The 13,562-nt window shown below is 33.5% G+C and carries 11 protein-coding genes; 3 read left to right on the top strand and 8 right to left on the bottom strand.

Annotated elements, in window-relative coordinates; translation table 11 throughout:
• Nucleotides 1-5: 5 nt before the first annotated feature.
• Genes SJY34_RS00460 through SJY34_RS00450 form a run of 3 tightly spaced genes read left to right on the top strand, consistent with a single transcriptional unit; the run spans nucleotide 6 to nucleotide 2,791 of the window.
• Nucleotides 6-1,466, top strand: a complete 1,461-nt coding sequence (locus SJY34_RS00460; protein ID WP_400077875.1) for a phytoene desaturase family protein — start codon at nucleotides 6-8, stop codon at nucleotides 1,464-1,466.
• 23 nt (nucleotides 1,467-1,489) lie between these two features.
• A complete protein-coding gene (locus SJY34_RS00455) occupies nucleotides 1,490-2,329 on the top strand; it encodes a phytoene/squalene synthase family protein (RefSeq protein ID WP_400077873.1) in 840 nt (279 codons plus the stop codon).
• 15 nt (nucleotides 2,330-2,344) lie between these two features.
• The gene (locus SJY34_RS00450; protein WP_400077871.1) at nucleotides 2,345-2,791 is read left to right on the top strand and encodes a sterol desaturase family protein; all 447 of its coding nucleotides are present in this window, start codon (nucleotides 2,345-2,347) and stop codon (nucleotides 2,789-2,791) included.
• 1 nt (nucleotide 2,792) lies between these two features.
• Here SJY34_RS00450 and SJY34_RS00445 read toward each other — a convergent pair whose 3' ends face one another.
• From SJY34_RS00445 to SJY34_RS00410, 8 genes are all read right to left on the bottom strand, one after another.
• Nucleotides 2,793-3,359 carry a TlpA family protein disulfide reductase gene (locus tag SJY34_RS00445; protein ID WP_400077869.1) on the bottom strand — a complete coding sequence of 189 codons (567 nt, stop codon included), beginning with the start codon at nucleotides 3,357-3,359 and terminating at the stop codon, nucleotides 2,793-2,795.
• A 94-nt stretch (nucleotides 3,360-3,453) separates the two neighbouring features.
• Nucleotides 3,454-4,854 carry a hypothetical protein gene (locus tag SJY34_RS00440; protein WP_400077868.1) on the bottom strand — a complete coding sequence of 467 codons (1,401 nt, stop codon included), beginning with the start codon at nucleotides 4,852-4,854 and terminating at the stop codon, nucleotides 3,454-3,456.
• Nucleotides 4,855-4,925: 71 nt separating this feature from the next.
• Nucleotides 4,926-5,597, bottom strand: a complete 672-nt coding sequence (locus SJY34_RS00435; RefSeq protein WP_400077866.1) for a Crp/Fnr family transcriptional regulator — start codon at nucleotides 5,595-5,597, stop codon at nucleotides 4,926-4,928.
• A 110-nt stretch (nucleotides 5,598-5,707) separates the two neighbouring features.
• Complete coding sequence (locus SJY34_RS00430; protein WP_400077864.1) at nucleotides 5,708-7,978, bottom strand: aconitate hydratase; 2,271 nt, start codon at nucleotides 7,976-7,978, stop codon at nucleotides 5,708-5,710.
• 292 nt (nucleotides 7,979-8,270) lie between these two features.
• A complete protein-coding gene (locus tag SJY34_RS00425; RefSeq protein ID WP_400077862.1) occupies nucleotides 8,271-9,224 on the bottom strand; it encodes an AAA family ATPase in 954 nt (317 codons plus the stop codon).
• A gap of 3 nt (nucleotides 9,225-9,227) precedes the next feature.
• Nucleotides 9,228-10,685 (bottom strand): peptidylprolyl isomerase, encoded by a 1,458-nt coding sequence (locus SJY34_RS00420; RefSeq protein ID WP_400077860.1) that lies wholly within the window; start codon nucleotides 10,683-10,685, stop codon nucleotides 9,228-9,230.
• A complete protein-coding gene (locus SJY34_RS00415; RefSeq protein ID WP_400077858.1) occupies nucleotides 10,633-11,484 on the bottom strand; it encodes a peptidyl-prolyl cis-trans isomerase in 852 nt (283 codons plus the stop codon). Before SJY34_RS00415 ends, SJY34_RS00420 begins: the two co-directional genes overlap by 53 nt.
• Before the next feature lie 8 nt (nucleotides 11,485-11,492).
• Nucleotides 11,493-13,436 carry a peptidylprolyl isomerase gene (locus SJY34_RS00410; RefSeq protein ID WP_400077856.1) on the bottom strand — a complete coding sequence of 648 codons (1,944 nt, stop codon included), beginning with the start codon at nucleotides 13,434-13,436 and terminating at the stop codon, nucleotides 11,493-11,495.
• Between the last annotated feature and the right edge of the window lie 126 nt (nucleotides 13,437-13,562).

Raw genomic sequence — 13,562 nt, 5'->3', positions numbered from 1 at the left:
TACAGATGCAAAAAACGATATCCATTATAGGTTCAGGCTTTTCAGCATTATCAGCTTCTTGTTATTTAGCACAAGCAGGTTATGAAGTTTCAATTTTCGAAAAAAATGATACCGTCGGTGGAAGAGCAAGACAAATCAAGAAAGATGGATTTACTTTTGATATCGGTCCAAGTTGGTACTGGATGCCAGATATTTTTGATAAATTTTTTAATGATTTTGGAAAAAATACCAGTGATTATTACCAACTCGATAAATTAAGTCCTGCCTATAAAATTTTCTTTTCGGACGAAGTCATAACTATAGGTGATCATATGGATCAAATCTGTGAAGAATTTGAACGTATTGAAGCCGGAAGTTCTAAACCACTTCGAAAATTTATAGCAAGAGCCCAAGAACATTATGATATCGCTATAAATAAAGTCGTTTTAAAACCAGGTATTTCACCATTTGAATTAGTTACTAAAGAAACTGTAACAAGAGTAGACAGGTTCTTTAAAACCATTAGTTCTGAAGTTCGTAAAAACTTTAAGAATCCAAAATTGATCTCAACTTTAGAATTTCCTGTATTGTTTCTAGGTGCGAAACCAAATCAAACCCCATCGTTTTATAGTTTCATGAATTTTGCTGATTTTGGATTAGGCACTTGGCATCCAAAAGGTGGTATGTACGAAATTATTAAGGCAATGAAAAGTCTTGCAGCAAGCCTCGGTGTTTCTATAAATACTAATAGTAATGTCGAAAAAATTAATGTTGAAAACGGCAGTGTCACAGGTATCTCAGTAAATGGCGAAGTACTTCAGTCTGATATTGTTCTGAGTGGAGCTGATTATCATCATTCCGAGACTTTATTAGATAAAACTTACAGACAATACAGTGAATCTTATTGGGACAAACGCACATTTGCACCATCATCTCTTCTTTTTTATGTTGGGTTTAATAAAACACTTAAAAATGTAGAGCATCATAATTTATTCTTTGATACTGATTTCGAAATGCACGCTGAAGAAATCTATGATGATCCTAAATGGCCAAAAAATCCATTATTTTATGTTAACTTTCCTTCAGTAACCGATAGAAGTATGGCACCTGATGGTTGTGAAACAGGATTTTTCCTTATTCCGATTGCGCCAGGTTTAGAAGATACACCAGAATTACGTCAGCAATATTTTGATATTATCATTAATAGATTCGAAAAAAGAACTAATCAAAGTGTACAAGAAAATATTTTATTTAAAGAATCGTTTTGTGTTAATGACTTTATAAGTGAATACAACTCGTATAAAGGAAATGCATATGGCATGGCTAATACGCTAATGCAAACTGCATTTCTAAGACCAAAATTAAAAAGTAAAAAGGTGAATAGCCTTTATTTTACAGGTCAACTTACAGTTCCGGGACCTGGCGTACCACCATCCTTAATTTCAGGAAAGCTAGTAGCAGAACTGATTCAAAAAAATGAACCTTAATTACTAATAAGATAAATTTAAATATGAAATCCCTATTTGATAATGTTTCTAAAGAATGCAGTAAGATTGTAACCAATACTTACAGCACGTCATTCTCTTTGGCAACCAAAATGTTGTCAGACATTATTAGACAAGATATATACAATATTTATGGATTTGTAAGATTTGCAGATGAAATAGTAGATACATTTCATGATTATGATAAGCAAAAGCTTTTCAAAAATTTTGAAAAAGACTTAGAATTAGCGCTAGAAGATAAAATAAGTCTCAACCCTATTCTAAACGCATTTCAAGAGACATATCATAAATATAATATCGATAAGCACTTGGTGGATGCATTTATGAATAGTATGCGCTTAGATTTACATAAAAAAGATTATTTAACTGAGGAAGAATATAGAGCATATATTTATGGCTCTGCTGATGTCGTGGGTCTGATGTGCTTAAAAGTGTTTGTAAAAGGTGATAAGGACAAGTATGAAGATTTAAAAGAATCTGCTATGAGCTTGGGTTCTGCTTTTCAAAAGGTGAATTTTTTAAGAGATCTAAAAGCAGACTTTGAAGATTTAAGCCGAACATATTTCCCTAATACGGATTTAAATCAGCTTGATGAAGTATCAAAACAAGCCATTATTAGAGATATTGAAACAGATTTTGCTAAAGGGCTGAATGGAATTAAACGCTTACCGATAGAAGCTAAATTTGGAGTTTTTATGGCTTATCGTTATTACAATAAATTACTTCAAAAATTAAAGAAAACACCAGCTATAGAAATAAAATCTACCCGAATTAGAGTTCCTAATTACAGGAAGGTAGAATTATTGACTAGAAGCTATGTGAAATATCAATTAAATTTACTCTAAACTCGTAAAACTATTATGCAAACTGTTTTTTGGATATTAATTTTTTTAGGCACATTTTTTATAATGGAATTTAATGCCTGGTTTACTCACAAGTATATCATGCACGGTTTTTTATGGAGCTTGCACAAGGACCATCATCATAAAGACCACGACAGCTGGTTTGAACGTAATGATGCATTTTTTATTTTCTATGCAGTTGTTAGTATGACCTGTTTTTATTTATGGAGTTATGAAGGCGTATGGTACACATTACCTATTGGTTTAGGTATTTTATTTTATGGAATGGCGTATTTTATCGTTCATGATATTTTTATACATCAACGTTTTAAATGGCTCAGGAATATTGATAATAAATATGCTAGAGGTGTTAGACGTGCTCATAAAATTCATCACAAGCACTTAGGCAAAGAAAAAGGTGAAAATTTTGGGATGTTAATAGTGCCGCTTAAATATTTTAAATAAGTTATTCTGAAAGTAAAGCATCAAGCTGACTTCTAACTTCTTCACTATTCCAGTCTAGGGCACCAGACTCATCAATTACTATTTTACCAGATTTATTAATGACAAAAGTTCTCGGAATTGAGCGCGTTTCCAATTCTTTCGGAATTTCATTCAAAGGCTGCGACACCTTAAAATTAAAATCGTTCTTAGTTTTGAATTTGTTTATTGTTTCAAAATCATCACTAGTTACAAATAGAAAAATTACTTTATCATTATAGTCATCATATAGAGCTTGGAGGCTAGGCATTTCTGCAATACATGGTGGGCACCATGTCGCCCAAAAGTTTACAACTACTACTTGCCCCTTAGCATCATTAAAATCGTAGATATTCTGAGAATCTAACCTTAATTTCCAATCATAACTATTTAGAGTAATACGTTTAGAGTCTTCGATAATACTTGTAGAACTAAAATAACTTAATACCTTGTGCAAAGCTATTTGAATAGGCTGACGAGTTTGAGGAATGATTAACAAGGCTATTATTACTAAAATAATAATATTACCAGGTTTCAATTTTTTGATTTTCATCTTGTAAAATGTAAAAGCGTAATCCCATAGTCGGAATTACGCTTCTAATCTAACAACAAAAACTCAAATTTTGATGCTCCTTTTATAACTTTAATTAATTTCTAGTAACTGTAATTGAGTTTGATAAATCAAAACATCCGGACAAATCATTTGCATTTGCTCCTGCAGTTGCTCCTTGCAATCCGTCTTCATATCTCAAATACCAGATTAAGCATGTACCTGCACCAGCTCCATCAAAATCAACGCCTTCTAAAGCTGATATTGTTGGTGGTAATCCTAAAATATTACCAATATCATCTGTAATGACAAATGTTGAATTTGTACCTGTAGCATTTGGGTCTGTAGTAATACCACTAACATTATCAACTGTTCCATCAACGGTAAATGTAAATGGACCACCAGAAAGTGTTCCTGCATTTGGCGCATTACGCGTTACAGTTATAGAATTTGATAAACTAAAGAATCCTGATAAGTTATTCGCATTCATTCCCACTTCAGCTCCCATTAAACCATCTTCAAAACGTAAGTACCATATTAAACAAACGCCAGCACCAGCACCATCAAAATCAACACCTTCTAAAGCTGCTGTTGTAGGTGGTAATCCTAAAATATTACCCATATCATCTGTAATGACAAATGTTGAATTTGTACCAACTGCATTAGAATCAGTTGTAATTCCACTAACATTATCAACTGTTCCATCTACACAAAATGTAAAAGGACCACCAGATAAAGTACCAGCATTTGGCTCAGGATTTCTAGTTACTGTAATTGAATTAGACAAATCAAAGTCACCTTGAAGGTTATTAGCATTCATTCCCATTTCTGCTCCTGTTAATCCATCCTCATATCTTAAGTACCATATTAAACAAACTCCTGTTCCAGCACCATCAAAATCAACACCTTCTAAAGCCTCAATTGTTGGAGGCAACCCTAATATATTGCCCATAGCGTCTGTAATTACGAATGTAGAATTTGAACCAGCAGCATTTGGATCTGTAGTAATCCCACTCACATTATCAACTGTTCCATCAACCACAAAAGTAAATGGACCACCAGATAATACTCCCGCATTTGGCTCAGGGTTTCTAAATACAGATATTGAATTTGATAGGTCGAAACTTCCTTCTAAATCATTTGCATTTAGTCCCATTTCTGCTCCTACTAACCCATTCTCATATCTTAAATACCAAATTAAACATGTACCTACACCTGCACCATCAAAATCAACACCTTCTAAAGCTTCGATTGTTGGTGGCATACCTAAAATAACACCTGTGTCGTCTGTAATCACAAAAGTTCTGTTCGTACCAACTGCATTCGGATCTGTGGTGATTCCGCTTACGTTGTCTATTACTCCATCCACTAAGAATGTAAAAGGTCCTCCAGAAAGCACACCTGCATCTGGTATAACGATGGTAACATCATCATCGTTACTGCAAGAAGTGGCAAAAATTCCCAATGCCAAAACTGCTAAAATCATTTTTTTAATCATTGCTTTTTAATTTTAAAATTATATTTCAAAATTAAATGATGCCACTTTCAAAAAATGTTAGCCAGCTAACACTAAGCCGATTTTTTTAAGATTCTAATTTCTTTTCTGTTAAATTCTAAGTAGTTTTCTTCTTTTAGTTCATTAAGAAGAATGTTAATTGTTGGCCGAGAAGTACCAATCAATGAAGCTATATCTTTTTGAGTATATGGATGTTTAATAACATGATCTCCTGTTTTATCACAATCATATCCATAATCTGTACAAAGTTCATCTAGAAATTCTACTAGACGCGTCTTAGTATCTTTAAACAACAACAGTTGTAACCTACGTTCCAACTTTTTAAACTTTAAACCTATAAATTTATATACTTTAAAACTAAAAGTTTGGTTATTGCGCATTAAATCGTGCATAGTATCCACACCTATAGGACAAATTGAAGTAGAGTTGTCTATAGATTGAGCAAACTCATCGCGCATATCATCACCTAATATGGCTTTTTCTCCAAACAGCTCTCCTTTGGTTAAAATTGCTTTTATAATTTCATTTCCATCTTCGCTGTAATAACCTATTTTAACCTTGCCCTTTTCTATTAGGTAGACCTTATTGGCAGAATCTGCTTCAAAATAGATGTAATCTTTTTTTCTGTAAGCACAAAAATCGTGCTCATTTTTAAAAGCTTTAAACTTATGCGGACAGAGCACCTTAAAAAGGTTAACATCGTCAAAGAACCACAGTGACTGCATTTGGAGAGTATATTTGTTAGATGACCTTTTGTCGTACTAAATTTGTATACCTTACACAAAAAAGTCCATGACTTCTCATGGACTTGTTTTACATTCTATACATCTTTCCTTTAAGCTGCGTTCTCTTTTTTAATAAGATTCAATGCAGAACCTTCATTATACCAATCTATTTGTGCTTGGTTATAGGTGTGATTCAAAGCAATAGTATCTTTGCTTCCATCTGCATGTACCACTTCTAAGTGAAGTTGTTTATCTGGTGAAAATTCATTTAAATCAATAAAGTTGAACGTATCATCTTCTTGAATTAAATCGTAATCTGCTTCGTTCGCAAATGTTAGGCCCAACATACCTTGTTTTTTAAGGTTTGTCTCGTGAATACGAGCGAAAGACTTCACAATAACTGCCGCTACTCCTAAATGTCTAGGTTGCATAGCTGCATGTTCTCTAGAAGACCCTTCACCATAATTATGGTCACCAACTACTACTGATTTTATTCCAGCCTTTTTATAAGCTCTAGCTGTATCTGGCACTCCACCATACTCACCAGTTAATTGGTTTTTAACGAAGTTTGTTTTCTTACCAAAAGCATTCACAGCACCAATTAAGGTATTGTTTGCAATATTATCTAAGTGACCTCTAAAACGTAACCAAGGTCCTGCCATAGAAATATGATCAGTTGTACATTTACCAAAAGCTTTGATTAATAATTTTGCTCCAGTAATTGAATTACCAAGTGGTGTAAATGGCTCTAATAATTGTAAACGCTCAGATGTAGGACTCACAGTAACTTCAACTCCACTACCATCAGCCACAGGCTCTAAATAACCATTATCTTTCACATCAAAACCTTTTGGAGGTAATTCCCATCCTGTTGGTTCATCAAACATTACTTCTTCACCGTTTTCGTTTATCAATTTATCTTTTAAAGGATTAAAGTCTAAACGACCAGCAACAGCAATTGCTGCCGTTAATTCTGGTGATGCTACAAAGGCGTGCGTATTAGGATTTCCGTCTGCACGTTTAGCAAAGTTTCTATTAAAAGAGTGAACAATACTATTCTTAGGCGCATTCTTAGGGTCACTGTATCTTGCCCACTGACCAATACAAGGCCCACAAGCGTTGGTAAATATTTTAGCATCTAGTTCTTCAAAGATTCCTAAAATACCATCTCGCTCTGCAGTATAGCGTACTTGCTCAGAACCAGGATTAATACCTAATTCGGCTTTCATTTTTAAACCTTTATCTAAAGCCTGTTGTGCAATCGATGAGGCTCTCGATAAATCTTCATAAGAGGAATTGGTACAAGATCCAATTAATCCCCATTCTACCTGAATTGGCCAGCCATTATCAGTTGCCTTTTCTGTCATTTCTTTACCTACAGTAGTTGATAAATCTGGTGTAAAAGGACCATTTAATAAAGGCCCTAATTCTGATAAATTAATATCAATAACTTGATCAAAATATTGCTCTGGATTAGCATATACGGCGTCATCAGCGGTTAAATATTCTCTTATTTTATTTGCTTCATCTGCAACATCGGCTCTATCTGTGGCACGTAAATAACGCTCCATTGAATCGTCATAACCGAATGTTGATGTTGTTGCACCAATCTCAGCTCCCATATTACAAATGGTTCCTTTTCCCGTACAAGACATTGATGTTGCTCCAGGTCCAAAATATTCTACGATTGCACCAGTTCCTCCTTTCACAGTAAGAATTTCAGCAACTTTCAAAATCACATCTTTTGGTGCAGTCCAACCCGAAAGTTTTCCTGTTAACCTTACACCAATTAATTTAGGAAATTTAAGCTCCCACGCCATTCCTGCCATAACATCTACAGCATCAGCCCCACCTACGCCAATGGCCACCATTCCTAGTCCACCAGCATTTACCGTATGTGAATCTGTTCCAATCATCATTCCACCTGGAAATGCATAATTTTCTAAAACAACTTGGTGAATTATACCAGCACCTGGCTTCCAAAATCCGATACCATATTTATTCGACACTGACTCTAAGAAATTAAATACCTCACTACTTGTATTATTTGCATGTTTTAAATCTGTAGCAGCACCATCTTTTGCTTGTATTAAGTGATCACAATGCACAGTTGTTGGTACAGCAACCTTAGGCTTACCAGCTTGCATAAACTGTAATAACGCCATCTGAGCGGTAGCATCCTGACACGCCACACGATCTGGTGCGAAATCAACATAATCCTTTCCCCTGCGGAAAGCTTTGGTAGGCTTACCGTCCCAAAGATGTGAGTATAATATCTTTTCTGAAAGTGTTAATGGTTTACCAACTATTTCTCTAGCAGCATCAACGCGCTCCGTCATGTTAGCGTAAACCTTTTTAATCATATCAATGTCAAAAGCCATAAAGTATATTTAAAGGTTGATAATTTTATTTTTAAGTGAACACAAATTTACGAATTTTAAAACCAATTAAAAAATATGTAACAGAATTGCTTATTCTCTGAAAATAAATCATAATCTATAGTATTCTTTGACAATTTTATTAATAATTAACAGTAAAACAGCGATTTAACTATTAATTTAATAAATTGTCTTATTTAGAATTAATATGAATTTAAATTTTGAAGAAATACATTTCATTTTAAAACGATTATTACAGACTCAATCCCAGTAATATCGATAAGATAATCTATCACTAAAATAGACTTTGAATGATTTTCTCGTCAGTGACTCCCTCAGCTTCTGCTTTGTAGTTCTTAATAATTCTGTGTCTCAGAATTCCGGTAGCCACAGCTTGAATATTTTCAATGTCCGGTGAAAACTTTCCTGTAGTCGCTGCATGTGTTTTCGCTGCGAGGATTAAATTTTGAGAAGCTCTTGGACCAGCTCCCCAATCTACAAACTCTTTTACGATATCTGCAGCTGTATCTGCTTTTGGTCTGGTCTTGCTTACTAAAGATACAGCATATTCCACAACATTATCTGCCACAGGAATACGACGAATTACATTCTGAAAATCTATGATTTCTTGGGCCGTAAATAAAGAATTAACCGTTAATTGAATATCTGTAGTTGTTGCTTTTACTACATCAACTTCTTCTTGAAATGAAGGATACTCTAATTTAATAGCAAACATAAAACGGTCTAACTGAGCTTCTGGCAATGGATAGGTTCCTTCTTGCTCAATTGGGTTTTGTGTTGCCAAAACAAAATAAGGCAAACTCAATTTATATTGGTGACCAGCTACTGTGACTGCTCGCTCTTGCATAGCTTCTAATAAAGCTGCTTGAGTTTTTGGTGGAGTTCTGTTGATCTCATCTGCTAAAATAATATTAGCAAAGATTGGTCCTTTAATGAATTTAAAATGACGATTCTCATCTAAAATCTCACTACCTAAAATATCACTAGGCATTAAATCTGGAGTAAACTGAATACGTTTGAAATCTAGACCCAAAGCCTGTGCAATAGTATTAACCATTAAAGTTTTTGCTAAACCAGGAACACCGATTAAGAGTGAGTGCCCACCAGAAAAAATAGAAATCAGTATCTGATTAACAACATCTTCTTGACCTATGATGACTTTAGCAATTTCTTGTTTTAGTACATCGTACTTTTTGACGAAATTTTCTATAATAGCAACATCAGACATATACTATTGATTCTTTAACCAGTTACTTTGAAAATCACAATCTCTATATTCGCCATTTATTTTTATATAGGTATCTACTATAGTCTTTTTTTGCCATTTCGCAATAGCTTCAACTTGCTTATCTTGTAATGCTAGCGCTTTAATTTTTAGATAATCTTTTGCAAAGTCTGCTTCATGATCATCAATTCTATCTGTAACTGTTAGAATTTTAAATTTTATACTGTTGACTCTATCTTCATCTTGGATTACTTCGCTTATCTCACCATCTTTTAAATCTTGGATTTCTGTATAAAGCTCTGTATCCATTCTAGTTAATTCAAAATTAAAATCTTGGGTTGTTGGGTTTGTCATTTGCCCACCTTCATATTTAGTTTCTTTCTCATCGCTAAATTCTCTAGCAGCTTCAGCAAACGTTAACGTTCCATCTACTATTTTAGCTCTAACTTCATCAATTTCATCTTTAGCTTTTTGTATAGCTTCTTGCGTTAATTCTGGTCGCAATAAAATATGCCTTGCATCGTACTCCTGCCCTCTAATTTTTTCTAATAATATGATGTGGTAACCATATTCCGTTTCAAAAGGTTCAGAAATTTCCCCTTCTTGCATAGAAAAAGCGACGTCTCTAAATTCTTTTACCATTCTTGGCTGCTTTCTGTTTAGTGTATATAATCCACCTTTAGGTTTGGAGGCCGCATCGTCAGTATAGAACAACACTTTGGTTGTAAAACTAGCCCCATTTTCTTCTACATCTCTTTTAAAACCTTTTAATTTATCGATTACAGCTTGCTTCGCATCTTCAGTTACTTCTGGAATTACGACAATCTGAGCTAATTTTAATTCTGTACCAAATGTTGGTCGTTCATCTTCAGGAATACTATTAAAAAATTGTCTTACTTCCTCAGGAGTAACTTCAATTTCTTGAATAACTTTATTTTGCATTTCATTAGCGAGATATCCATTTTTGTTGATCTCGTACATCTGCTCTCTCAATGCTTGCTCGGAATCTTTTTTGTAAAACTTAAGCAAACCATCCATGTCTCCTTTAGTCTGGGCCAAAATACCTTGAATCTGTTGCTCAACTAAACCTTGAATATACAATTCGTTAACCAAAACACTATCCTGAATAGCTTGGTGTGCATACAATTTATTTTCTAACAAGCTTCCGAAAAGTTCACAACGTGTTACACCTTCTAAATCTGCTCCTTGAGCTTCTAATTGTGCTATTTCTCTATCCAAGTCTGACTCTAATATTATGAACTCACCTACTACAGCAGCTACACCATCAGCTTTAATACGAGTTTTGTTTACAACACTGTCCTTTGGCTTTTCAACCTGTGGTTTTTCGTCATCAATTATTTCTTGAGCATTAGTGAAATTAAATGACACAAAGCAAATTAGAAGTATTGCTTTAATTATAAATTTGGAATTGATTGTTTTTAATGGCATCTTTTGTAATATCATTTTCGAGTTGCTTGATGAGCTCTAATTTTCTCTTGTTTATAACAATTTGTTTTATTGATTTATTTACATAATCTAAAGGCGCATAGTCGTTTTGAAGACGTACATCAATAACTTGCATCAAATATAGGTTTAATGAATCTTTGAGTTGTACATAATTAGATTTTTTTAACAGTTGATTTTTATTTTCAACAGTTACTACAGGAATTTTTTCGGCAACCTCAGTGAATTTTATCCAAATAGAATCATTTAACGAGTACGTTCTAAACTGTACCGAAATTGAATCTAAATAACGTTTATCTTTAGCTTTAAAACGTTTAAATCTAGTTTTTATGGTATCTATATCTATAGGGTTAAGTGGTAAGCTGATATATCTGAATTGCATTAAATCATCATTGAGCTTAAAGGACTCTTTGTTTGCTTCGTAAAACACTTCTGCTTCCTCAGAATGTACAATAGTATCCATATTTTTCTTAACTAGCCTTTCTAAATAGGCTTTAGTATATAGGTCGTTTTTATACTGATCTACAAGTCTAGAAAATTCATTTTGTTTGTCTTCAGAAAGGTTGACTAAAGCACCATCCATTAAAAGTAATTGCCTTGCCCAGCGATTAACATAAGCATTAACTAATAATGTACTATCTTCTTTAGACGCGCCTTCTGGAACTACACCTTCAATATCTTCCTTATACAAATAGGTGTCATCTACTCTAGCAATGGGTTGACGATTATCTGTTGATTTAAAAAAATCACAGCTAGTAACCAATAGACAAAGAATAAGTATGTATAATGTATGCTTCAAAAGAATATTTAATTACCAATTTTAGCTTTAACGGCTTGCAGTACGTCTTTATTGACTTTTACCTTAAAACGCTTATGTAAATCATTAATCCAATTGGTTTCTATTATAGCTTGATAATCATTTATAACCTTACCCTTCGCTTCTTCTAAGGTTTTTGTTCTAGCTGGTAAAACTTCTTTAACATCTATAACATGGAACGCTTCGTTGTGCTGGTATACCTTAGAGACACCTTCTTTTGCTTTAAAATTAGTAGGTAATTTTTTGTCGTCTGTATTGTAAATGGCTTTAGTAAAAATAACGTTTTGCTTGTCATCTGTATTTAAAGCTTTGTTAATTTCTTCTTCCGTTTTTCCTTTTCTCATCAATTTACGAGCCGTATCTATAATAGCTTGGTCTACTGATGACGCAATAACAACTTCTGCTCTATCCTTCCATTGGTATTTAGATGTATTGTCATTGTAGAACGTCTCTAAACCAAGAGTATCTTTTGAGGCTTTATTCCAAACCTCTTTTTCCATCAATTCAAACAATAAAAGTCCGTCTCTATATTCTTTGAGGATATTGGCAAAATCTTTATTCTCGTTTTCTAGATTATCCTCTCTAAATTGTAAAATCGATCTCTCAAAAAACGAATTATATTCTTTATCTACTACAGCAGATAAAGGGATTTTCTTACCAGCATAATTACGCTGCGAAGACATTAGGTGACGACCAAACTCGTTATAAGTAAATGATCTATCATTTATAGAAAATAGTGTTTCATCTTTTTCAAAATCGTCTGGTAGCCTCCATGAACGCTGAAAAAAGTCGGCATTAATTATTGTTTCAAAATACGATTTACCTTTAGAATTATTAGAAATTTTATAACGCGTTTTAAGCTCCTTAACCATGGCTTTGTTAATAAGCCTAGATCTAGAATCTCTTTGCACTTTAGTTTCTAAAGAGGACTTTAAATCTTTAAAAGCATCAATAGGTTTTATATCGATGCGCTTAACAATGTGCCAACCGTATTCTGATTTAAACGGTTTACTAACATCTCCATTTGTTTTTAGTGCAAAGGCATTATCTTCAAAAATCTCAGAACTCAGTTGCCCACTTTTAAAAGGCGACAATTTTCCGCCATTTGCCGCTGAACTTTTATCGTCAGAAAACTGTTTAGCCAAAGCCTCAAAACTCTCACCCTGATTAAGTTTTTTATAAATATCATTAATACGCTGCTCCGTATCTAAAAGAGAATCTTTTTGGTTAAGACCAACCATAATATGTGCAGCTGTCATAGTACCTCTCGATGCTCGCTTATCTTTGACCAAAACGACATGATAACCAAATTGAGTTCTAAAAGGCATAGACATTTCTCCCTTTGGTGTTTTATAAGCCGCAGTTTCAAAATCATAAACCATTTTAAATGCAGAGAAATAACCTAAATCCTCAAGAAAAATAGTACTCCCATTGTGCATTTCGGCTTTAACTTTATCAAACCCCTCTTTTAGCACACGTTCTCTTAAAGCCAAAACTTCACTATAGGCATTTATAGTGTCTTTTTCGGTCTCAGCCAATCGAACTAAAATATGCGATGCATTGATATCTATATTACTGCGATCGTAAGCTTCTTTTACCAAAGCTTCTGTAACCTTACTTTCTGACAAATAATTTTTGGTTAATTGCTTTTTGTAATTCATAAATTCACGCAGATATTTCTTATCCTCATGAAGTTTTAAACGTTTCGCTTCCTTTAGTTTTAATTGATATTCAGTAAATAGTTTTAAATAACCTTCAACATCTTTTTGACTTTCATCTTTTACTAAATCTAAGTTCTTATTATAAACTCTTAAAAATTCTGAAGCCATCACAGCATCACCATCCACAGTAAGTAAAACTTCGTCTTTTTCTTGAGAAAACGAAAAGTTAAATACAAATAGCACTACAAATAAACTTTTTAATTTAATACTCATAATCTCTATCTATTTAATATTGTAATTATTCTTTTTTTATGAAGCTCAGCAAAAATAACATAAATAGCTAATTTAACAAGGTGAATACTTTTCATTATTCTAGAATAAAAAGTAAATATTATACCA

Origin of the sequence: Winogradskyella sp. R77965 (assembly GCF_044594915.1) — a bacterium.
GTDB lineage: Bacteria > Bacteroidota > Bacteroidia > Flavobacteriales > Flavobacteriaceae > Winogradskyella.
Note: the sequence above shows the minus strand (reverse complement) of the source record. Positions and strands in the feature narration are given on the sequence as shown.

What these genes read in the sequence shown, in the direction of transcription:
- SJY34_RS00460 (WP_400077875.1), top strand. Translation starts at nt 6, where the DNA reads ATGCAAAAAACGATATCCATTATAGGTTCAGGCTTTTCAGCATTATCA.
- SJY34_RS00455 (WP_400077873.1), top strand. Translation starts at nt 1,490, where the DNA reads ATGAAATCCCTATTTGATAATGTTTCTAAAGAATGCAGTAAGATTGTA.
- SJY34_RS00450 (WP_400077871.1), top strand. Translation starts at nt 2,345, where the DNA reads ATGCAAACTGTTTTTTGGATATTAATTTTTTTAGGCACATTTTTTATA.
- SJY34_RS00445 (WP_400077869.1), bottom strand. Translation starts at nt 3,359, where the DNA reads ATGAAAATCAAAAAATTGAAACCTGGTAATATTATTATTTTAGTAATA.
- SJY34_RS00440 (WP_400077868.1), bottom strand. Translation starts at nt 4,854, where the DNA reads ATGATTAAAAAAATGATTTTAGCAGTTTTGGCATTGGGAATTTTTGCC.
- SJY34_RS00435 (WP_400077866.1), bottom strand. Translation starts at nt 5,597, where the DNA reads ATGCAGTCACTGTGGTTCTTTGACGATGTTAACCTTTTTAAGGTGCTC.
- SJY34_RS00430 (WP_400077864.1), bottom strand. Translation starts at nt 7,978, where the DNA reads ATGGCTTTTGACATTGATATGATTAAAAAGGTTTACGCTAACATGACG.
- SJY34_RS00425 (WP_400077862.1), bottom strand. Translation starts at nt 9,224, where the DNA reads ATGTCTGATGTTGCTATTATAGAAAATTTCGTCAAAAAGTACGATGTA.
- SJY34_RS00420 (WP_400077860.1), bottom strand. Translation starts at nt 10,685, where the DNA reads ATGATATTACAAAAGATGCCATTAAAAACAATCAATTCCAAATTTATA.
- SJY34_RS00410 (WP_400077856.1), bottom strand. Translation starts at nt 13,436, where the DNA reads ATGAGTATTAAATTAAAAAGTTTATTTGTAGTGCTATTTGTATTTAAC.